This is a genomic window from Flavobacterium petrolei, from assembly GCF_003314435.2.
In the GTDB taxonomy this organism is placed as follows: Bacteria; Bacteroidota; Bacteroidia; order Flavobacteriales; family Flavobacteriaceae; genus Flavobacterium; species Flavobacterium petrolei.
Map to the genome: position 1 here is coordinate 188939 of NZ_QNVY02000005.1, position 23099 is coordinate 212037.

Annotated in this window: 19 protein-coding genes; 6 read left to right on the forward strand and 13 right to left on the reverse strand. The window is 36.0% G+C overall.

The annotated features are described in order from the left end of the window. Positions 1–76 precede the first annotated feature (76 nt). From DR871_RS14215 to ppsA, 7 genes are read right to left on the reverse strand one after another with little or no spacing between them, the layout of a single operon-like run. The gene (locus tag DR871_RS14215; protein ID WP_113666852.1) at positions 77–337 is read right to left on the reverse strand and encodes a zinc ribbon domain-containing protein; all 261 of its coding nucleotides are present in this window, start codon (positions 335–337) and stop codon (positions 77–79) included. 12 nt (positions 338–349) lie between these two features. Continuing rightward, positions 350–1345, reverse strand: a complete 996-nt coding sequence (gene pdhA / locus DR871_RS14220; protein WP_113666911.1) for a pyruvate dehydrogenase (acetyl-transferring) E1 component subunit alpha — start codon at positions 1343–1345, stop codon at positions 350–352. A 10-nt stretch (positions 1346–1355) separates the two neighbouring features. Then, positions 1356–2873: a Do family serine endopeptidase gene (locus tag DR871_RS14225; protein ID WP_113666853.1), complete on the reverse strand. Its 1518-nt coding sequence runs from the start codon at positions 2871–2873 to the stop codon at positions 1356–1358. A 46-nt stretch (positions 2874–2919) separates the two neighbouring features. Then, positions 2920–4653, reverse strand: a complete 1734-nt coding sequence (gene acsA, locus DR871_RS14230) for an acetate--CoA ligase (RefSeq protein ID WP_113666854.1) — start codon at positions 4651–4653, stop codon at positions 2920–2922. Positions 4654–4710: 57 nt separating this feature from the next. Next, positions 4711–5169: an OsmC family protein gene (locus DR871_RS14235; protein ID WP_113666855.1), complete on the reverse strand. Its 459-nt coding sequence runs from the start codon at positions 5167–5169 to the stop codon at positions 4711–4713. A 30-nt stretch (positions 5170–5199) separates the two neighbouring features. Beyond that, positions 5200–5955 (reverse strand): SDR family oxidoreductase, encoded by a 756-nt coding sequence (locus DR871_RS14240; protein ID WP_113666856.1) that lies wholly within the window; start codon positions 5953–5955, stop codon positions 5200–5202. A gap of 12 nt (positions 5956–5967) precedes the next feature. Further along, the gene (gene ppsA, locus DR871_RS14245) at positions 5968–8388 is read right to left on the reverse strand and encodes a phosphoenolpyruvate synthase (RefSeq protein ID WP_113666857.1); all 2421 of its coding nucleotides are present in this window, start codon (positions 8386–8388) and stop codon (positions 5968–5970) included. A 633-nt stretch (positions 8389–9021) separates the two neighbouring features. Here ppsA and DR871_RS14250 point away from each other — a divergent pair. From DR871_RS14250 to DR871_RS14270, 5 genes are read left to right on the forward strand one after another with little or no spacing between them, the layout of a single operon-like run. After that, the gene (locus tag DR871_RS14250; RefSeq protein ID WP_113666858.1) at positions 9022–12159 is read left to right on the forward strand and encodes a PAS domain S-box protein; all 3138 of its coding nucleotides are present in this window, start codon (positions 9022–9024) and stop codon (positions 12157–12159) included. Position 12160: 1 nt separating this feature from the next. Beyond that, positions 12161–12889: a sensor histidine kinase gene (locus DR871_RS14255; protein WP_113666859.1), complete on the forward strand. Its 729-nt coding sequence runs from the start codon at positions 12161–12163 to the stop codon at positions 12887–12889. Between the two features lie 3 nt (positions 12890–12892). Then, positions 12893–13303, forward strand: coding sequence for a response regulator (locus DR871_RS14260; protein WP_113666860.1), 411 nt, complete (start codon positions 12893–12895; stop codon positions 13301–13303). Between the two features lie 23 nt (positions 13304–13326). After that, positions 13327–13743 carry a response regulator gene (locus tag DR871_RS14265; protein ID WP_113666861.1) on the forward strand — a complete coding sequence of 139 codons (417 nt, stop codon included), beginning with the start codon at positions 13327–13329 and terminating at the stop codon, positions 13741–13743. 13 nt (positions 13744–13756) lie between these two features. Beyond that, a complete protein-coding gene (locus tag DR871_RS14270) occupies positions 13757–16108 on the forward strand; it encodes a response regulator (RefSeq protein WP_113666912.1) in 2352 nt (783 codons plus the stop codon). Positions 16109–16189: 81 nt separating this feature from the next. On the opposite strand, the gene DR871_RS14275 is transcribed toward DR871_RS14270, so the two are convergent. The 6 genes from DR871_RS14275 to DR871_RS14305 form a co-directional block, all read right to left on the reverse strand. Next, positions 16190–16636 (reverse strand): endo-arabinase, encoded by a 447-nt coding sequence (locus DR871_RS14275; RefSeq protein WP_113666862.1) that lies wholly within the window; start codon positions 16634–16636, stop codon positions 16190–16192. Positions 16637–16806: 170 nt separating this feature from the next. After that, complete coding sequence (locus DR871_RS14280) at positions 16807–17481, reverse strand: hypothetical protein (protein ID WP_113666863.1); 675 nt, start codon at positions 17479–17481, stop codon at positions 16807–16809. A gap of 248 nt (positions 17482–17729) precedes the next feature. Further along, positions 17730–18314 (reverse strand): fasciclin domain-containing protein, encoded by a 585-nt coding sequence (locus DR871_RS14285; RefSeq protein ID WP_113666864.1) that lies wholly within the window; start codon positions 18312–18314, stop codon positions 17730–17732. Between the two features lie 381 nt (positions 18315–18695). After that, the gene (locus DR871_RS14290) at positions 18696–19595 is read right to left on the reverse strand and encodes an alpha/beta hydrolase family protein (RefSeq protein WP_113666865.1); all 900 of its coding nucleotides are present in this window, start codon (positions 19593–19595) and stop codon (positions 18696–18698) included. Positions 19596–19790: 195 nt separating this feature from the next. Next, on the reverse strand, positions 19791–20543 hold the full coding sequence (locus tag DR871_RS14295; protein ID WP_129752550.1) for a hypothetical protein: 753 nt from the start codon (positions 20541–20543) through the stop codon (positions 19791–19793). Positions 20544–20842: 299 nt separating this feature from the next. Then, positions 20843–21346: a DinB family protein gene (locus DR871_RS14305; protein ID WP_113666867.1), complete on the reverse strand. Its 504-nt coding sequence runs from the start codon at positions 21344–21346 to the stop codon at positions 20843–20845. A gap of 156 nt (positions 21347–21502) precedes the next feature. Between DR871_RS14305 and DR871_RS14310 the strand changes: the two genes are divergently transcribed. Continuing rightward, the gene (locus DR871_RS14310) at positions 21503–23041 is read left to right on the forward strand and encodes an IS1182 family transposase (protein ID WP_242497123.1); all 1539 of its coding nucleotides are present in this window, start codon (positions 21503–21505) and stop codon (positions 23039–23041) included. The last annotated feature ends 58 nt before the right edge of the window (positions 23042–23099 follow it).

Sequence of the window (23099 nt, forward strand, 5' to 3'; positions counted from 1 at the left end):
GTCAATGGGCTCATAATACCAGATTCCGGCTTCCGCAAAAGGAACTCCGTTCTGGATTCTACTTTTAACTTCTGGATTAATTACTTTTCCAACGTTTTAATGCTGGTAGTATGTTTACCGCTTTTTGAATTGCATATTCGTGCAGCTCTAACTTTTTCATTTGATTTTTCACGTTATTTTCCATGTCTTCCAAATTCATTTTTGGATTCTTAAAGGTGCCATCTTCATAACAGTATTTGCAATATTCATTGCTTTTTAAACCGTTTTTCTCCGTTCCTTTCACAGCTTCGGTGTCCAGTGGCATGCCACAACTTTGACAGATTATTTTATTTTCCATTATTATAAATTTTTAGTTTCCCGTTTCACTGTAAACAAATTTTGTTAGTTGGTCTAACGGCTCCCATGTTCCTGCTTCCGCAAAATCGACTGCGATAGCTATTTTTTTTTCAATTTTACTTTCAAAAGCAGTAATTTCCGCATCCGTTATCCATTGCTTTTGCAAAAGAAACTGTTCGAATTGTGGAATAGGATCTCGTTTTTTCCATTCCTCGACTTCTTTTTTGTCCCGATATAATTCTGCATCAAACATCGAATGCGCCCGAAAACGATACGTATTGCAAACTAATAAATATGGCTTTCCACTACTTCTTACTTTTGCGGCAGCAATATTGGCAGCAGCAATCACAGCCATCAAATCCATTCCGTCCACCGCAACGGCTTCAATCCCGTAAGCAGCTCCTTTTTTTTCCAGTTCTGTTATGGCATGCGAATATTTTATCGCAGTTCCCATCGCATACAAATTGTTTTCACATACGAATAAAACGGGAACTTCCCAAAGTGCCGCTAAATTCAGGCTTTCGTGAAAGGTACCTTCGGCAGCTGCTCCTTCTCCAAAAAAGCAACACGTAAGGTTCGTTTTCTTTTGTTTTTTGGCTGCCAAAGCCATCCCAACAGCAAGCGGAAGATGGCCGGACACAATCGCATTACCACCATAAAATCGGTTTGCCACATCAAATAAATGCATCGAGCCTCCACGACCTCGGCAGCAGCCTTGCATTTTACCATACATTTCGGCCATGATAATGTCAGGATCAATACCTCTAGCTAGTGCATGACCGTGTTCCCTATACGTACATAATAAATTGTCATCTTCCCTCAGCGCCTGAATTACGCCTACAGCAACCGCTTCTTCGCCAATGTACAAATGCAGAAAACCACGGATTTTCGCTTTCGTATATTGCTCGGCTGCTTTTTCCTCAAAACGTCTTATGAGCAGCATTTGATACAAAAAAAGCAATCCTCTTTTGGCATCCATCGGTTGTGGTTCTGTCGTTGATTGTACCATTTTTATAGTTTTATAATCCGAAAGCATAATAGTAATACGTAGGATTGCCGGCATATTTTCCTTCGAGCATGATGCCGCGTTCTTGTGCTGCAACTGCATCCATAAAGGATTGAACTGATGAAATTGCCCTGTTGTTGACTGATGTAATTACGAATCCGTTGCGTATGCTTGTGAATCTTTTTATTTTCCCATCGTATAGTTTCGTGATTTTGAGTCCGTTTTGTACATTATACACTTTTTGGTCTTCCTTAGTAATTGGACTCAACTCAACTCCCAAATCTTTCAGCAATTCTATATTTTTACTTTTTGTAAGTTCTGGGGTTGCTTCCTGTTTTTTCAGTGTGGCAATCAGTTCTTTTTTCTCATTACCGTTTCTGATGAGTGTGATTTTTACTTTCTCACCCGGACGTTTTCGCATGATGATTTCCTGTAATTTTGAAGCCGAAGCGGTTTCTATATTATCAATGCTGATGATGACATCTTTCTCTTTTACACCCGCTTCTTTCGCTGCACCATTTACAGTGACGCTGTCAATATATACCCCATTGGCACGGTCAATTTTTATTTCTTTTGCCAATGTGCTGTTCAAATCGCGTATGCTTATTCCTAAAATTCCCCTGCGAACGGAGCCAAAATTCATTAGATCATCCGCTACTTTTTTTACAATATCTACAGGAATTGCAAACGCATATCCAGCATAAACACCTGTTGGCGTTGCTATTGCGGTATTTATACCAATGAGTTTTCCTTCCAGTGTTACTAATGCGCCGCCGCTATTGCCTGGATTTACTGCTGCATCAGTTTGAATGAAGGATTCTATGGCGCCTTGATCGCTTAAAATATTGATATTTCTGGCCTTGGCACTGACAATTCCTGCTGTTACCGTCGATGCGAGATTAAATGGATTTCCTACCGCTACGACCCATTCACCAACTTCAATAGTATCACTGTCGCCGTAGCGTATAAACGAAAGGTTGCTTTCTTTGATTTTAAGGAGAGCAAGATCAGTTTGAGGATCATTTCCAATAACTTTTGCCGGATAGGATCGTCCGTCGAATAAAGTGATATTTATTTCATCGGCATTTTTTACCACATGATTGTTGGTTATGATGTACCCGTCAGGAGTCAGAATTACCCCAGATCCGCTCCCGACCACAGTTTCGGAATTGTATTGAGGTGACTGCGGTAGTTGAAACTTAAATTCCCTGAAAAAAGGATCGTCTCTAAAAAAATCTTTGAGAGGGTCCGGAATGTTGTAAAATTGATCTTCACCCTCGTATTGAAGGGTTTGTGGTTTGAAACTGCACTTGATATGAACTACTCCGGGCGTAGCTATTTTGGCTGCCATTCTGAAATCGACATTGCCTGAATAGGAAATTTTTTCAGGAACAAGGGCGGCACTTTTCTGGATGGATTCTATGTCCGTTTCAGTATTCTTATTTTGAGCTTCGCATCCTTGAAATAGAATAAGAAGTACAAACAGAAAAGCAGTTTGGTTTTGTAGTTTTATTTTTTGAAAAGGTATCATGGCTGAAATTCATTAGTAAGAATTAATTTTTGATGGTAATTATATTTTAAGAGGATTCTAATGTTGAAATATCGCCTTCGGGTAAACCGAGTTCTCGGGCTTTTAGTAATCGCCTTAAAATTTTTCCGCTTCGAGTTTTGGGAATATTTTCCATAAATTCAATTTCTTTGGGAGCCACCGCCGGACCCATTTCTTTTCGAGCGAAAGCCATAATATCCATTTTGGTTGTCTCGTTAGGCTCTTTTCCGGTTTTAAGAATGACGAAGGCTTTTACCATTTCTCCAATGGTGGGTTCCGGTATCCCAATTACAGCAGCTTCTGCCACATCAGGATGGCGCATCAGCGTGCTTTCTACTTCAAACGGACCGACCATGTGGCCTGAAGTTTTGATAATATCATCGGCCCGACCGATAAACCAAAAATACCCATCCGCATCTTTCTTAGCTAGGTCGCCGCTGAGATACCAATCGCCAATGAAGCATTTTTTATACCGTTCTTCTTCATGGATATAGCCGCGAAACAGCGACGGAAAACCTTTCTTAAGAACCAAGTGTCCTTGAATTTCAGGTTGTGTGATAAGTGTCAGTTGGTCGTCATTTATTGCTGCAATGGCAATTTCTACCCCGGGCATTGGTTTTCCCATCGAACCCGGTTTTACGACCATCGACGGATAATTGGCAATCATAATGCCACCCGTTTCGGTTTGCCACCAATTGTCTAAAATGGGGATGCCAAAATTTTCTTGTCCCCAAATCACGGCTTCGGCATGAAGCGGTTCGCCAACACTCAGTATCAACCGAAGATTCTCGAGATTATATATATTTTTGGGTTTTATATCCATACGCATCAATCGCCTGATAGCCGTGGGAGCGGTGTACCAAATGTTTATTTTATGTGTTTCAAGAAGCGAATACCATCGGCTGGCATCAAATTCTGCTTCATCAATAATGCTGGTGATTCCATGAAGCAGCGGAGCAATAATGCCGTACGAAGTGCCGGTAACCCAACCCGGATCCGCGGTACACCAATACTGGTCACCTTCATGAAAATCGAGAACATATTTGCCCGTTATATAATGCGTGAGTACGGCTTGGTGAACGTGAAGTACGCCTTTTGGCATTCCAGTTGTTCCACTGGTAAAATGCAATAGAGCGGGATCTTCCAGATTGGTTTCCGGAATGGTAAATTCCGTTTCGGCCTCGTCCATGAGTTTGGAAAAAGAACGTATTTTTTCAGAAATATGTTCCATTGCGTCGGTAAGAATGATATAGCGGAGCGAAGGAAGTTTTTCCAGGATTTGTTTTATTTTTTGTTCGAATAAAATAGTGGTGGTTACCAGAACTGATGCATCGCCTTTGCTGAGTCTTTGATACACGGGCTCAGGGCCAAAGACAGAAAACAATGGACAAAATACTGCGGTATATTTCAAGGTTCCCAAAGCGGTTATGTATAGTTCCGGAATCCTGCCAGCAAAAGAAAAAACGCGTTCCCCTTTCTGGATTTTCAATTTTTGAAGTACATTGGCAAATTTCGAAGTTTGTTTTTGCAATTCTGAATACGTGAATTCCTGTAAACGGTTGTCTTTTCGAATAAAACGCAATGCCACCGTATTTTTTAGATTCGTTTGTGCATGACGATCCACAGCTTCATGCGCTATGTTGAGCCCTTTTCCATTAGGAAGACCATCTAATTCCCGAGCAACAGTTCCCCACGAGAAAGTAGCTTGCACTTTTTCATAGTCCAAAAGGTGGTGCGTGGTTTTATTTTTGATGGAAATCATGGCGTGGCACGTTTAAAAAATGATGTATTTGAGTAAAAATTTTCTGTTTTGTATTGATCAAAAAGATTCACCAATAGGAATCAGACTTTTCTCTACAATGATTTCTGGCTCTAATCGTATGGGTATTTTTAGTGTATTGGAAACCAAACACGCCTTTTCACTCATTTCCACAATCCGTTTTGCCCGGTCTGGTTTTTGGGAATAGGGAATGACAACTTTAGGATGTAAGAGGACTTCAGTAATTACGTAAGCACCTTCGATCAATTCAACGGTGCAAGAAGATTTGCATTCAAAACTGATAAAATGCAGTTTAGAATTTTCAGCGATATTCAAAAAAGTACTCATGACGCAACTGTTGATTGATGCAATAAATAAGTGTTCTGGTGACCAAATTCCTTGCACTCCTTTTGGGAAATCAGGTGGTGTGGCGACTTCAAGATTTTGTGGTAAAACCGGAGAACTCAAAAGTCCTTTCGTGTTACCGGTCCATTTTAGGTTGACTTCGTACGTGTGCATCTTGGGGTAGTTTTTTGGTTATTTTTTAAATTACTGTGCTGTAAATCCGCCGTCTACAGCCATTACATGTCCGGTTACAAATGAGGCTTCATCAGAGCACATCCATATCACGGCATTGGCTATTTCTTCTGGAAGACCAAAACGTCCAATGGGTTCAAAACCTTTAAATCGTTCGATTCCTTCTTTTGTTTTTCCGGTCAGTCGGTCAATCATTGGGGTTTGAATGACACCGGGACAAACCACATTTACTCGGATTCCTTGTGTAGCACATTCTAAAGCAGTAGTTTTTGTAAGTCCCACAATTCCGTGTTTAGACGCTACATAAGCCGGTAAACCTGCAAAACCAACTAATCCAGCTACCGAAGCGCAGTTGACAATGGCTCCTTTTCCTTGTTTGAGTATTTCAGGGATTTCATATTTCATACACAGCCAAACTCCTTTCAGGTTTACACCAATGGTTTTGTCCCAGTTTTCCTCGGAGCAATCTTGGGTAGAAGCGGAGGCACCCTCGATTCCGGCATTGTTGAACGCATAATCCAATCGGCCAAATGCGGCAATTGTTCGCGCCACCATCGCTTTTACGTCATCGGTTTTTGAGACATCGCATTTGATAAAAATAGCTTCACTACCCAATTCTTTGATGAGGTCTACCATTTCATCATTTTCTTTCCAATCTACCACGGCTACTTTGGCTCCTTTTTTGGCGAAAGCAAGTGCCGTGGCTCTGCCAATTCCTGATGCTCCTCCGGTTACTAATGCTACTTTATTCTTGAATGTTGTTTCCATGATTTGGTTTTCTTAGACGATGATTTTTCTTTTTGTTTTTTGTTCTGCTTCCAAAATATTTTCGATTCCTTTTATCAAAGCATCTGGGTTAAACGAGATACTGTCAATCCCTTCATTTACTAAAAACGTGGCGAATTCAGGGATGTCGCTGGGTGCTTGTCCGCACAATCCCACTTTTATTTCGTAGCGCTTGGCCACCCGAATGGTTTCTTTTATCAGGGCTTTGACGGCAGGGTTTTCTTCGCTGAATAAGTAACTGACCAATGCCGAATCGCGGTCCAGTCCCAGCGTGAGTTGCGTTAAATCATTGGAACCAATAGAAAAACCATCAAAGAGTTTAGCAAAATCATCCGCCATCAATACATTGCTTGGAATTTCAATCATCACATAAACCTGCAATCCGTTGATGCCTTGCACCAAACCGTTTTTCGCCATTTCAGCCAAGACTTTTTCTCCTTCTTCGAATGTGCGACAAAACGGAATCATCAGTTTTACATTGTGAAGTCCCATTTCGTTGCGTACTTTTTTCATCGCTTCGCATTCTAGTGCGAAACCTTTTCGATAAAAATCACTGTAATAACGCGAGGCGCCACGAAAACCAATCATCGGATTTTCCTCGTCTGGTTCATAATATTTCCCTCCGATGAGGTTGGCGTATTCGTTGCTTTTAAAATCACTCATTCGTACAATCACCTCTTTTGGATAGAAAGCAGCGGCGACAATCGCTACCGCTTCGGTGAGTTTGTCAATGAAATAATTTTTGGGATCTTCATAGCCTTTTGTCAATGTTGCTATTTCCATTTTGATATTTACATCGGTTATTTTTTCAGGTTCGCATAACGCCAAAGGATGGATTTTGATGGTATTCGAAATCGCAAATTCCATTCGCATCAAACCCACACCCTGATTGGGATACTGACTTAATTCAAAAGCTCGTTCGGGATCAGCGAGAATCAGCATCGGGTCTGTTTGCGGCATTTTGAGAGTACTGAAATCTTGTTCTTTTATTTCCCATTTCAATTTCCCGTCGTAAACATTTCCTTCTTTGCCTTCGGAGCAGGAAACGGTGATTTCCTGTCCGTTTTTTATCACCGAAGTAGCATTTCCGCATCCTACAACGGCAACAGTTCCCAGTTCCCTGGCTACAATTGCGGCATGACTGGTGCGTCCGCCTTTATTGGTTATGATTGCCGAAGCTCTTTTCATAATGGGATCCCAATCCGGATTCGTTAAATCTGTGACAATGATTTCTCCATTTTGCAATAAAGCACCTTCTTGTGGATTGTTCAGAATTCGAGCTTTCCCCGAAGCAATCTTATCGCCAAGCGCAATTCCTTTGGTCAAAAGTGTACTTTTTTCCTGGAGTTTATATATTTCCCGAACTTGTTTGTTTGCTTTGCCGTGAACGGTTTCCGGACGGGCCTGAACAATATACAATTGGTTGTTTAAACCGTCTTTTGCCCATTCGATATCCATTGGTTTTTGGTAATGTTTTTCAATTTTAGAACACCATCGAGACAGTTGGATGACTTCTTTATCGGTTAAGGAGAATTGGTTCTGTTTTTCCAAAGTTGTTTCGGTATTTACGATGGTGTTTTCTGCTGAGTTACTTTTTGATGTATCGGAATAAATCATGGTGAACTCTTTTCTACCGCATTGTTTTTTCAGCATTGGATTCAAATCTTGGTTCTCTAAAGTAGGTTTGAAAATCATCCATTCATCTGGTGTGATTGTACCCTGAACGATATTTTCGCCCAGTCCCCAACATCCGTTGATAATGATGGTGTTTTCAAATCCACTGTCCGGATCAATGGTAAACGCAACTCCTGACGAAGCTTTATCACTCCGAACCATTTGTTGAACACCAACGGAAATAGCAATATCTAATGTAGCAAAGCCCATGTCATGGCGGTATTTGATAGCGCGGTCTGTAAACAAGGACACAAAGCAGCGGTGCACCGCATCTAATAATTGGTCTTGACCTTTAATATTTAAAAATGATTGCATCTGACCGGCAAAACTGGCGCTTGGTAAATCCTCTGATGTGGCACTGCTCCGAACTGCCACATCTAGATTATTTAAATCGCATTGCTCGCTGAGGGATTGGTAAGCGACTTCAATTTCTGCACGAATTTCTTCAGGAATAGTGGCTGATAAAATGAGTGTTCTGGCTTTTTCTCCAATTGTTAAAAGATTTGAATAGTCTTTGGTATCCAATGACAACAGCAACTCTTGAAGCGGTTGCTCCAGATTATTTTGTTTGCGGAATAATCGGTAGGCTTCAGCGGTAAGAGCAAAGCCGTTTGGAATGGCGATGCCAATTGGATTGAGCTGATTGTACATTTCTCCCAATGAAGCGTTTTTGCCCCCAACTTCGCTAAGAGCGTCAATACCAATTTGATTGAAAAATAAGATGTGTTTGTAGTTTGCCATTTCATATTTTTTTTTAATCCAAACAGACGCCTATTGAAGTCTGTTAAAATAATATTAGTCTAAAATAAGAAGGGGCTTTTATTAGTCCGATTGTAAATTTTGAAATTCAGATGTAGGTTTGAAATTCAAAGGACTTTTTTAGGTTTAAAGAATCGAGAAATAGGACATTCTGCTTGCTTAAACCAATACTGTAAATTTAATAAAATATTTTTTCTAATCTTAAAAAATATTATTTATTTTTGCATTTAAGTTGCTGTTAATCAGAATAATGTGTATTTTATCGAGTGTCTTTGAAATATTTTTATTTTTAGAAAAAGACAATGCTTCCGAGACGATTTTTTTAATAACAAGTTGGGTATTGTAAGTGCAATTTTTGTTTTTAAATAGTTTCTTTTTTGCTGGACAAGTAGTTGCCAGGCTTAATTATTTTGGCTTTTTTAAATGTTGATTAATCTTTCCGGAATGTCTTAATTTTAAGTTGTGAATTCCCCGTTTAATTCAAAATTAATTTTATTTTTGTAATGAAACATATTAGTATTTTAATAAAAGTACCGAAAGCTGCTTATGGAAATTGAAATAAATAATCATTAAACCGCTAGAAATTATTAATTCTTTACCAGTACACCCATATTAATGAAAATAAATCCAAAACCGGAGAATGAATTCGACCGACTAAAAGCTCTGGAAGGTTATTCAATTATGGATACTTTGCCTGAAAAAGAGTATGACGCAATAACGCAATTAGCGTCCTATATTTGTGGTACTCCAATAGCGTTAGTCAGTTTGTTGGATAAGGATAGACAGTGGTTTAAATCATCTGTTGGACTAGGAGCGACCGAAACGCCTAGAGAGATTTCTTTTTGCCAATATTCCATTATGGGAGAGGAAGTCTATGAAGTTACAAACGCTTTAGAAAATACATTATTTGCGGATAACCCTTTGGTTACCGGAAATCCTGACATTCGGTTTTATGCCGGTGCACCTCTGAAAGATTCAGATGGTTTTAATTTAGGATCACTGTGTGTTATTGATACAGTTCCGAGGGCTTTGGATGTAAACCAAAAAAATGCTTTACAATTATTGGCAAATCAAGTTGTTTTATTATTGCAATTGCGAAAAAATAATGAAGATTTACATACTACTCAAAAAGAATTTCAGAATTTTATTGACCTATCAAAGGATTTAGTTTGTATTGCAAACGTAAATGGAATGTTTCATAAAGTGAATCCTGCTTTTACTAGGGTATTGGGATATTCAAAAGCAGAATTAGAAGGTACGCCATTTGTTAATTTTGTTCATCCGGATGATTTAGCCGCAACCTATCATGAAGTAGAAAAACTTGCAAAAGGGGAGTTGACAATTAGTTTTGAAAATAGGTACCGTTGTAAAAACGGAACATACATTCTGTTAAGCTGGAACACCTCTCCAGACCCTGTCACTGGTAATTTGTATTGTATTGCCCGAGACATGACTTTAGAAAATGATCAAAAAGAAGCGCTTGTGAAAACTAGCAGCGAATTATCGGCAATTCTAAATTCTACAGAATTTTCAGTAATTGCAACTGATCTTGAAGGAACAATTAAAGAATTTAATGATGGAGCTGAAAAAATGCTGGGATATACGGCAGCTGATGTAGTAGGGAAAACTTCTCCGGCTATTATACATGTTTTAGATGAAGTAATTAAAAGGGCAGAAGAGCTTACTTTTGAACTTGGGGAAGAAGTAGAGCCTGGATTTGATGTTTTTGTTGTTAAGGCACGAAAATTAGGGATAGCTGATTCTCGTCAGTGGACGTATGTACGAAAAGACGGCAGCACATTACCCATACAATTATCAATAACTGCTATAAAAAATAGCCTAGATGAAATTACAGGTTATCTTGGTGTAGCAAAAGACATAACTAAAGAAAAAGAAGCAGAGTTAAATTTAATAAACAGTAATAAACTTTTAGACGAATCGCAAAGTATTGCTAAAACAGGAAGTTGGAAATTTGATTTAATTACAAAAGATTTAATCTGGTCAAAAGGACATTATAGAATTTTCGAGATTGATGAATTACCTCCAGATACCCTATATGAAGCGTATAGAAATATGCTTAAGCCACAAGACTTATTACTATTGGATAAAGAAATTGAAAAAAGCGTTGCCACAGGGCAGGATTTTGAGTTTTTCAACAGAATTGAATTTCCTGATAAAAGAGTAAAATACATTTTGACTTTAGGTAAAGTTATCAAAAATGAAGCGGGGGAGATTATTGGTGCTCAGGGTAGTATTCAGGATATTACGGAAAAAACATTAGTAGAACAAAGTTTAATAAATAGTAATAAATTATTAGATGAATCGCAAAGTATCGCAAAAATTGGTAGTTGGAAATTTGATTTAGCTACAAATGATTTGGTCTGGTCTAAAGCACATTATAGTATTTTTGAACTGGAAGAGTTAAGTTCGGATAAGTTATTTGTTGCCTATAGAGAGAGGATATTTCCCGATGATTTAAAGATATTAGATAATTTAAACCTTGATAAATTAAATATCGATGAAGATTTTAAAATTAGTTATAGAATAGTTTTACCGGATAATAGCATAAAACATATTTTAGAAATTGGGAAGCCCTTTAAAAATGACAAAGGACAAATGATTGGATTGCAGGGCTCTATTATGGATGTTACCGAAAAAACACTTGCAGAGCAAAAAATTGCTGAAAAAGCGAAAGAAATCAATGATATCAGATCTGCATTAGATGAATCTTCAATTGTTTCTATTTCGGATAAAAACGGGATATTTTCATTTGTAAACGATAATTTCTGTACTATTTCTAAGTATACGAAGGAGGAATTGGTAGGAAAAGACCAAAGAATAATTTCAGGTAGCCTTTCATCGGATTTTACCAGTACGATATATAGAACAATTACCAACGGAAACATTTGGAAAGGAGAGATTAGAAATTTAGCTAAAGACGGAACGTATTATTGGGAAAAAACAACCATTGTACCATTCTTAGATGAAAAAGGAAGATCGTATCAATATATTGCTATCAGTGCTGATATTACCGACCAGAAAAGAGCCGAAGAAAACTTAAAAGTAGCATTGTTAAATCTTGGGAAAACAAATAAAGAACTAGATCAATTTGCCTATATCGTATCACATGATCTAAAGGCTCCCTTGCGAGCTATAAACAATCTTTCGGAATGGATCGTTGAAGATATGCCAGATATGCCCAAAGAGGTAAGCGCAAACTTTGATTTATTGCGAGGACGCGTGTTGCGTATGGAGAATTTAATTAATGGCGTACTGGAATATTCACGTATTGGTAGGACGAAAATAGAAAAACAAGATACCGACTTGAAAAAAATGTTATATCAGATTGTTGATTCAATTGTTCCTACGGAAGGATTTGAAATTTACATTGCTGAAAACATTCCTAAAATAAAAATTGCCAGTATATTGTTTCAACAGCTGTTCAGTAACCTGATAAGCAATAGTGTAAAGTATAATGATAAACCGATAGGAAAAATTGAATGTTTCTATGAATCGTTGCCTCATTTTCACCAGTTTACTATAAAAGATAATGGTCCCGGAATTGCAGAAGAATACCATAAAAAAGTATTCAAAGTGTTTCAGACTATTGAAGCACGTGACAAAAAAGAAAGTACCGGAATCGGTTTATCTATCGTTCAAAAAATAATTGAAGAGGCTGAAGGAACAATTCGTATCGTATCAGAAAAAGATGAAGGAGCAAGTTTTATTTTTACCATTCCTAAAGAAGCCTAAAATGGAAGAATCAGTAAAAAGTTGTCAGGAAGAGTTGTCTGCACTAAAAAAAGAATATGAAGATTTTGTCTACATAGTTTCACATGACATAAAAACACCCATGAGAGCAATCTCTAATATAACTACGTGGATTGAAGATGATTTGGGTTCCGATGTAAATCCGGATATTTTAAATAATTTTGCATTATTAAAAAACAGGGTAGGACGTCTTGAAAAAATGTTGAATGCATTACTGGAACTATCAAGAATCAACAGGACCGAAATGGAACTGTATGAAGTAAATTTTCCTAAGCTGGTGGAGGAATGCATCGCAAGCTTGGATTATGAACAAAATGTTAAGTTTCAAGTGGAGTATCATTTGGACAATGAAAGCTGCACCACTGTAGGCAAAAAATTAAATAAAGTTATTTTTAATATATTAGACAATGCAGTTCGATTTCACGATAAAGAAATCAAAAATATTTATGTGGATGTCAGTGAAAATGAAAGCGAATATGAAATAAAAATAAGTGATGATGGTCCAGGTATAGCGGAAGAATTGAAAGATAAGATTTTCGCTATTTTTTACACTGTAAATTCAAAAGACGTTTTTGATTCGACAGGAGCTGGGTTAACAATTAGCAGTAAAATAGTAGAATATGTTGGTGGAAAAATTCAGTACACGCCAGGCAGAGATAAAGGTTCAATTTTTCAGATTAATTGGCCAAAAATAATAAGCTTAAAAAATTAAATTATGATACAAAAATTGGTCAATATCTTATTAGTGGAAGACGATGAGGTTGATGTGATGAATGTGAAAAGAGCCTTTTCGAAAAATAATATCAAGAACGAACTTTTTGTTGCTGGTAACGGGGTAGAGGCCCTTGATATGTTACGGACATCGATTGTTCCAGTCCCTAGGATCATTATTTTGGATATTAATATGCCAAAAATGAATGGGATTGAATTTCTTAAACACTTAAGAGATGATGAAACGCTAAAAAATATATCTGTATTTGTAATGACTACTTCTAATGAAGATAGCGATAAGATTAATGCATACAATCTTAATGTTGCCGGATATATTTTAAAACCATTATCCTTCGAAAAATTTATAACTTCAGTTGCAACACTTAAGAATTTTTGGTCTTTATGTGAGATGTAATTTTTTAACTTTATAAATAAAGTATGGTAGGCGCAAACATATTATTAGTAGATAGTAATAGAGCTCATTTTGAAAATACATTAAATGTTTTTTCTCAAATTGGCATACAATATAATTTATGTTTCGCTAAGGACGATATTCAAGCATGGTTGATGCTTACAGGTGATAAAAAATTATCCCCACTACCAAAAATCATGCTGATTGATATTAATGCTGAAGGAATTAATGGAATCAAATTAATAGAAAAAATTAGACTTGATATTGATTTAAAATCAACATTAATATTTGTGATCAGCGATATAAATAATGATAAAAATAAACGTGCAGCACTAAACTTGAATATTGCAGGGTATATCAATAGATCATTTGAAATTGAAGAAATGATTAATTTTTTTTCCATTTTGAATGATTATTGGAATAATATCGAATTCTCAAGCTAAAATAAAAATAAACATGAGTATTACTTTAAAAATCCTAATTATTGATGATGATAAAGTCGATATGGTTACTATTCTCCGGTCAATTTCGCACTCTGGAATAATTGCTGATGTCGAAAGTGCTTTTTCAGCACGAGATGGAATAGAAAAGGTTAAAGCTGTCAATTATGATTTGATTTTTTTAGATTATATGATGCCCGATAGTGATGGGATTTCTTTTTTAAAAAAATTGAGAGACTTAGACATAGAAACGCCGGTTATTTTTGTAACCTCGCAAGGCGATGAAAAAATTGCAAGCCAAGCAATTTTAGGAGGCGCATCAGATTATATTCCCAAAACGCTGCTGACGCCGGACGGTGTTTCACAAAGTATCAGAAACGCTCTAAAACTCAATGAGAGTTTAAAAGAGCGAAAAAAAACAGAATTAGCTTTAAAAATTAATGCCAATCGACTTTCAGAAGCACAAAAATTAGCCAAGATTGGAAGTTGGGAAATTAATTTAAGCACTAATGAGGCCTATTTCTCTGAAGGATTCTTTACTATTTTTGAAGTTGACAACGACGAGATTGTTTCCATTGATTTTTTTAAATCCTGTTTTACTGACGCTCAAGATTTAGCTATTTTTGAAAGTAATTTGAACCATGTTATAAACACTAATGCAGAAGTCCAGTTTCAGCATAGTATCACCACTAAAAAAGGAACGGTAAAATACATCCATGAATTCATTAAATACTTGAATGACGAAAACGAAAAACCATATAAAATTCTGGGGACCATTCAAGATATCAGTGAGCAAAAACGTTCAGAAGCAGAGTTAATAAAAGCAAAAGAATTAGCAGAAAAAGCAGTTGTTATAAAAGAGCAGTTTCTTACTAATATGAGCCACGAAATTCGGACTCCTATGAATGGAATTATTGGATTTGCCAGAATTCTTGAAAGTACAAATCTTGATAGCGACCAGAAACAGAGTGTGGAAGCAATAAAAAAAGCCAGTCATAACTTAATGTTTATTATTAATGATATTCTCGATTATTCTAAAATTGAAGCCGATAAAATGACTTTTGAAGAAGTACAATTTTCTCTATCTAAAACAGTAAGTTACGTGATTGAATTACTGTCTCCCAATGCAAAAGAGAAAAAAATAAAACTGCTATACGATATTGAGCCTAAGATAAATGACAATCTAATTGGTGATCCTACAAAACTGTCTCAAATTTTAGTGAACTTGGTTGGTAATGCTCTAAAATTTACTGAAAAAGGATATGTTGAAGTGGTGGTTACTGAAATGCTGGAAACTGAAACCGATTCGTTAATAAAATTTTCAGTAATCGATACCGGAATTGGTATTCCAAAAGATAAAATAGGTTCCATATTTGAAAGTTTCAATCAGGCTTCAAATGAAACTACCAGAAAATATGGAGGAACCGGACTTGGTCTTACCATAACGCGAAAATTAGTTGAATTACAGGGCGGCAAAATTACTGTTGAAAGTGTTGTTGAGGAAGGTAGTGAATTCTCTTTTTCATTGCAGTATAAGAAGGCACAAAAAGTAGTAAGCAATTTCACTAAGTCAAAAAATACAGTAATCAATCCTGTTTTTTTAAAAGATATAAAAATACTTTTAGTGGAGGATAATGAATTGAATCAGCTTCTTGCAAAAAAAGTTTTTGGAAAATGGGACAAACAAATTGATATTGCTGACAACGGAAAAATAGCGATTGAAAAGATTACAAATACTGATTATGATATTATTTTGATGGACATCCAAATGCCGGAAATGGATGGAAATGAGCTTACGCATCACATTCGAACAAAAATGGGGGATAAATCTATGGTTCCTATTATAGCCTTGACAGCGCACGCTACATTAGAAGAAGAGAAAAGATGTTTACAAAACGGAATGAACGATTATTTATCGAAACCATATGATTTCAATGTATTATTGGAAAAATTATATCAGAATTTGAATAAAAATAAAGGAAATACGATATCACCTCCTGAATTTCTAAAACAAGAAATGACAACGGAAAAACTCATTAATTTTAAATATTTAATGGATTTTGCAGAAGGAGATGATACTTTCATAAAAAACATGATTTCCGTTTTTTTAGAAAATACGCCGGAAACACTTACGAGTATTTTAAAATCTAACGAAAATAATGATATAAAAACATTGAAAGAAGAAATTCATAAGTTAAAATCTTCTTTAAGTTTATTAGGTATCAGCAAAGCGTCAGATAGCGTTGCGATTATCGAAAATGAAATCGAAACAAATCCTTTAGGACAAAAAATAAAAGATGAAGTTGTATATTTAAATGAAATTTGTCAGTTGGCTATTACTGAACTTGAGTTAGTGGAGGAATATTAAATTGTTCCTTCACCTAATTTTTTTTTGTAATTTAAGCTAAAAAAATCAAAATACATCTAAATTTATAATGGCTGCGGGTTGCTATTCTGGTTTGTAAATATGTATCGATTGACCCACTAATTTCCATTCCCCTTTAATTTTCTCTAAAAGTCGAATTTCATAAGAGTAACTTTTAGTTCCGTCTTTTGAGGTTGATAGTTCGTCGTGACTTACCCAAGCACTATTTTTTTGAATGCTTATTTTGTAATTTGTATTAACAGAGAAACCGCCATTTCCCATCGTTGCTGGATCCGTGTTTTTCATTGCCGCAGGTGGAATATCAAGCGCTGTTCCGTTTCCAGTTGAAATCAAAATCCGGCTGTAGGGTTGTATGTGCCAACAATCGGCATGGCCTTTTCCGTCTCCGGATCTCCATGTTGCCGATTCTTTTTCTAAAAGGCTTATTATTTTGGCAGCTTCGTCAGTTTGTTGGCTGTACGCCAAAAGTGTAAAACTGAAAAGAAGAAAAAAGGATAATTTCCATTTCATAGTATCGTTGTGGTTAATGGTTATAGTTTCGGTTAGTTTTTTAAATAAAAGGATTGATCCAACGTCAAAATACGTTTGTAAAACTTCCTGTAGCGTAAATATATTCTATTTTTGGGTACAATTTATATAATTCTAAGGTCATGAAACAACGGTCATTTTTGATTGTAGAATTATCTGAAATTACAACTAAGGCCACTCCATAAACTTGTAATTTTAGCTTTTTTATTTGGCCCGTCAAAAATACCAAACAATCCGGAGGAAGTCGAAAATTCATATCCTAAACTGGTTTTGGAAACCGATAGTACATAAGCGCTTTCCATTTCGGCTCTTGTTGATCCTATCCCGATTCCAGCCATTGTTGAGATTTCTTTTGAGTTTTTGGAATTGCTTCCCACGAACCAACCCGCAAATTGCCATTCGGCTTCTGAAATTTTAGATTTAGAGTTTTTATTCTCAAATACCACCGTTAATCCATTATTCCAAGATGCCATTTTTAAAGGTCCAGCACCACATTCACTATTTATTCCAATAGTTTTTGGTTTGGATTGGAGAACATTAGTAATGATTTCAATCATTTGGTGTAATGGTTTGCCAAAAGGGATTTCTGAGGTGGAACCCGTATTTATATTTACTACTTGTAGCGCATTAGAAGTCAGAATAAGTCCGTGAGTGCTTTTAGTTTCAACATTTGTTGTACTGTCTGGGGTCTTTTCTGTATTTTCTTCAACAATGGAAACAGTGTCCTGCGTATTGTTTGTTGTTGGGATTTTTGGGGAATTATTGTCTTTCTTTTGGCAACCGATTAAGATTGCGAAAACAAGAAGTAAAAGAGTAAAGTGCTTCATAAGATGTATGTAGCTTAATTATTTTAAATGTTAGGAATTTCCAGTAATGTCAGTTAATTATTTTAGCCACATACTACACTAATTTTCACGAATCTTTATTTAATTTCAAAAATACAGTTAAACCTTATTCTATTTCAAAGTTAATTAAAGCGGTTGTTTGTACAAAAATAACAGTTATTTGTTTGTGACATCGCATAAAAAAACCGTTGCATTGCTGCAACGGTTTCTAAAATTTAAAAGTTAAAACCTTATTTAGGCATAACAACAGTATCAATTGCATGAATAACTCCATTTGAAGCCGCTACATCAGCAAGAACCACTGTTGCAGTTACACCATTAGCATCTGTCAACATCACTTTTCCGTCTTTCAAGCTTAAAACAATAGTACCACCTTGAACAGTTGTAACAGTATATTTTCCGTTGTTTTTGTTGATGGCATCAATTACTGTTGCAGCATCAAATTTTCCTGAAACTACGTGATATGTCAAAACAGCTTTCAATTTGTCAAGACTTTCTGGTTTCAACAACCCGTCTACAGTTCCTGCAGGAAGTTTGTCAAACGCTGCGTTATTTGGTGCGAAAACTGTGAAAGGTCCATCACCGCTTAATGTTTCTACTAATCCTGCTGCTTTAACAGCTGTAACCAATGTTGAGAAATCTGCATTTCCTGAAGCTACACCTACAATGTTTGGTGTTTCAGCAACAGCCATTGTGTCTACTACTACAGTTGTTGTGTCAGCCATATCTGTTGATTCAGCTGTTTTTTTCTCTCCACAAGAAGTAGCAATTACTCCTAACAATGCAAATGCACCAATTGTTTTTACTAATTTCATAGTCAATATTTTTAAGTTTAAATTAAATTAAGATACTCAAAGATAGCTATTTATTTGTTTTGTTTAATTAATTTAACAAATAATTAAACAAATAGTAAAGTAAACATTGATTTGTAAAACTGTATGTATTTATGTTAAGGATTTAGAAACGGCGTAGAATGATTTGAAGTAAATGAAAATATGAAAAATCCAAGCTTAAAACTAATCCCAAAAAAAGAGGACACTAAATCCTCTTGACATTCTCTCTCAAAATTTTACGATAACTCCATAGTTCCTGTTACTGACAGATTCTCCCGTAAAAGCGGGACAAGCTGTTCAACTGGAGTTTCATTGTTCGTGCTGCGCACGAAACGAAACCCTGGCTGTTGTAGGCAGTATACTTTATTTGTATGATTTAGACTTCTTAATATTTAATGCTTTCAGTTTAATCCATTCAATAGAAATATCCACAGTTTCTGAAATATCGCCCGAAGAAGTATTGTGACCTAATGCTGAAAACAAGGTATATTCGAAAGGTTTGCCTTGAACTTTGAATGTATTTAGTTGCTCTATACATAGCTTTACTGGAATTTGGATATCTTTTTCACCAAAAAGCCAAAGCCCTGGAATAGAAAGTGTATTTAAAGAAATTTTTGGATCAGTTGCTGTAAACTGATACCTATCAGAATCATTTTTGATATGTTCACGAGCTTCAGCTTCCGTATGATTTTCCCAAAAGTTATTGTTTCCGTTGGTGTAAAACTGAAATCTCAGTTGTTCAAGGGTTGTAATTGTCGGGCAACTAAATAAAACCATGAATTCTATTTGTGGATTTTTGCGCGCAGCAATTGGGATTATCCATCCTGCTTGGCTGAAGCCAACTAATCCAATAGGTATTTTTTTATTCTTCAAACAAGTTCGAACTGTATTTACCGCTGCACTTGCATCGTGAGATAATAAATTAATATTAGTAGTATCAATATTATTCGTGCCAACAGATGGTCCTACATATACACCACCAGATTCTCCAACTCCACGTTTATCATATGTCAATACGGCAATACCTTCTTTCGCAAGACTTTTAGCGAACTCCATTTCTCTTTTTACAGGATCAGAGCCATGAACAATTACAACTGCTGCAAATGTTTTTTTTGGCGTTAAAATTGAGCCTGCAAGAGTGACGCCTTGACTTTCAAATTTTACATCTTGAATGGTAAAGTCAGCCGATTGAGAAAATACCATTTCGGGTAAAGTGATTAATAGTAACCAAAGAAATAAGTCTGAAGTAAAGTTTATGTTCATTTAATCTTAATATAAAAAAATGTGTTAAATTCTTTATTCTACGATAGCATTGCCTACAATGTTCTGGGACCACAGCGGGTTTGGGACTAAATTAAGCCCATTCTTCGGATTTGCCAAATATTCCAAATACAAACAAATTTTTCCATTAAGCCTAATACCCAAATTGCTTGTAGCGTGTGTTGGCAGTAGTTATTATTACGCTAATCCTGCGATTGCAAGTTCCGAAATTGTCTCTTTAGTAATGTTGATTTTAATTAAAACATTACAATTTCCGCCATCATTCATTTCTATTTGATAAAACTTATATCCATTTTTGTTAAACGAATTTTTACAATAACAACTTATCCAAACTTCAATTTCATTATTTGCGTTCTTAACTGCAACACATTGCTTTACATATTCAGTTGAATTTCTAAGTTTCGATTTGTTTTCTTCGAAACATTTCTCTAAAATTTTATTTGCTTTTTCTAATTCTGATTGATTTAAATCATATAGTTTATAATTTGATTTTTCGGATTCAGGATAGTAAGTAAAAACAGCAAAATCTTTTATCTTTTTAAAGTTAAGTTTACTTTTTATGTTCGTGTTATTTTTCTTTATTTCTAAACGGTATGAAGAATACTTCCCAATAAACTCTATGAAATTATTTTTCAGAATTGCTTTTTCACTTTTAGTAGGTTTAAATTCAAAAGGAGTGAAATATAAAGTGTCATTTTTAAGATAACAAGAACCTTTAAATTTTTCAACTTTTTCATAATCAAAATCAATACTTTTTAAATAGAAAGTGTATGTAGAATCGGAATAATATTTAAAGTCTTCCAATCCTTTTTCACCAGAGCCAGCTTGTATTATAAGTTTTCGCTCTTCTTCTATTTTTAGATTCGAATCATTTTTACAGCCTATAAACAATGCAAGAAGTGGTAAGATATACAGAATTACTTTATTCATATTGAGTTTTATATTTTTAACTAAAGTTTTTCTATGATTCAACAGAATTTTCATTTTCTTCCGTTTTCTATAGTCTTCAATTTAGGTAAATATGTCTAATTACTGCCAACGTTTGGCAGATTTGCGATGGGCGGGCTTTTTACCACTAATATTGATGCGGAGCACAAAACTTTTGGCTACCACAAAACTGTCTGCGGAGCACGAAACCCCGCCTATTGCAAATGTGCTGTTATCCGCTGCCCTGCTGTCCGTTTGGAGTTCATTTGTCCGAACTTCGCACACGGGTTGTTCAAGGTGATTTACACACATTTTTCTTTTATTTGCTCCGTATGTCGCTGCGTATGATGGACAATAAAATACAGCCAATCAGCAATTGTCATATCTCCTAGAAATGGATGTTTGTGTATTTTGTTGTCAACGATAATTTTACCAGAAGTAAGGTTTTGTTTTAGCATATTTCGTTGGTACAAAAACATTTTTTCAAATTCATTAACATCGGTAACGCCACCTTTAGGCTTTAGAATTTCAGGTGATTCAATTCTTCTATCTCGGTTGGTAACCAAGGCGTCTTTTAGTTTCTCGTTCCCATAAATTTCCGTCAATGCTGATGTATTCTCAGAAGCAGGTCGTGAAATAATTGCGATGCAAACCTTGTCAACAATACAGATGTGCTCCAAAATCTGTAATATACTCCATTTGCCTTCGGCACTATAATGCAATTGAGTATTTGAACATTTCTTTGCCAAATTCAATGTATCGCTGGTGTTGTTATCTAAAGCTGTAATATAATTTGCTAATTCCATTTATTTAATTATTGATTGTTTCTTGCAGTCAGTTCAAAGTTTGCACTGTTTCCATAGGGTTGCGTATAACGTCAGTCTGTGAAAAAACCTCCGTTGTATTATCATCAAATATAACAAAATACTAGTATAAAAAGAAGATTTTTCGTATTTTTAAGAATGCAACACATCTCAGGTATTTCCCGTCAACAAATGCGTTTTTCAAGTTTAGAAGACACTATAAGTCCCGATAATCAGGTGCGATTTATAGATGCCTTTGTCGAATATATTGACCTCTCTAAACTCGATTTTGCTGTAAAAACGCTCAAGACCGAAGGTCGCCCAAGTTTCAATAGTAAAGTATTTCTAAAGATGTATTTATACGGTTATCTCAACGGAATTAGGAGTGGCCGTGATCTAGAAAAGGAATGTTTCAGAAACATCGAAATGCAATGGCTTTTAGAAGACATTCGTCCTAATTACCACAGCATCTCAGATTTTAGAAAAGACAATCCTATTGCCTTGAAAAAGCTATTCAAACTATTTGTTTCCTTCTTGAAAGATGCTGATTTGATAGGCGGCGAAACTATTGCTATCGATGGTACCAAAAGTCGCGCGCACAATAGTAAGAAAGCCAATTTCAACCAAAAGAAAATCGACAAACACTTAGCTTATATTGAAGTTAAGACCCAAGAATACTTGGACATCTTGGAAGAAAATGACGCCAAAGATAATCCAGCTATAATCCAAAATATCCAACAAAAGTTAGACCGATTGAAAGGGAACAAATTGCGTTATGAGCTACTGGAAGAAAAACTAAAAGCAAGTGGCGAGCCGCAAATAAGTACTACCGATAGCGATGCCAGAGCCTTATTAGTGCAAGGACAAGTAGTTGAAATTTCGTTTAATGTTCAAGCCGCAGTGGATGCTAAAAATAATCTTGTTGTGGCCACGCACACCATCAATAAGAATGATCGCAGTGCCTTGTCAGTCATTGCCATAGAAGCCAAACAGAATCTAGGCATAGAAACCTATACCGCATTGGTGGACAAAGGATATCACAATGGCAAACAAATAGAAATTTGCAAACAAGCCAACATCACTACCATTGTAGCCCAGCCAGAACAAGGAAAAAGTAACGAAAACGGTACGACCAAGGATTATTTAGTAGCCCAGTTTCAGTACAATCAAGACACCGATACTTATACCTGCCCACAAGGCGAAACACTAAAAACTACAGGCAGTTGGCATAAGAAAACCACCGATAGAGATAGCTATAATTTTAAAAAATACCGAACCCCCAAATGCAAAGCATGTCCCGCAAAACATTTATGTACTAGTAGAGCTGCAGGCAGAGAAATCGACAGAAGCCAATATGCCGATGCCGTAGAAGAAAATAACAAGCGCTATCATGAAAACCCACAACTCTACCGCAAGAGGCAAGAGATAAATGAGCACATTTTTGGCACTATCAAGCGCCAATGGGGTTACAATCACACCAATTTAACGGGATTAGAAAAAGTAAATGGAGAACACAGCCTGATTATGCTGGTGTATAACATCAAACGCAGTATCAATATCCTGGGCGTTCCCGATTTGATTACCAAACTCAAAAAATGGAACTCACCCTACAAGACAAAAGTCTTGTATTTGCTAAAAACGATGTGTTTAAAGCTGCAATTAGACTTCAATTTTTATCAAACTAAATTTGCAGCCTAAAAAAAGAGCCTTCTTAAAAGGCTTTATTTGAATTGTAGTATCGTGAAATTTGAAGATT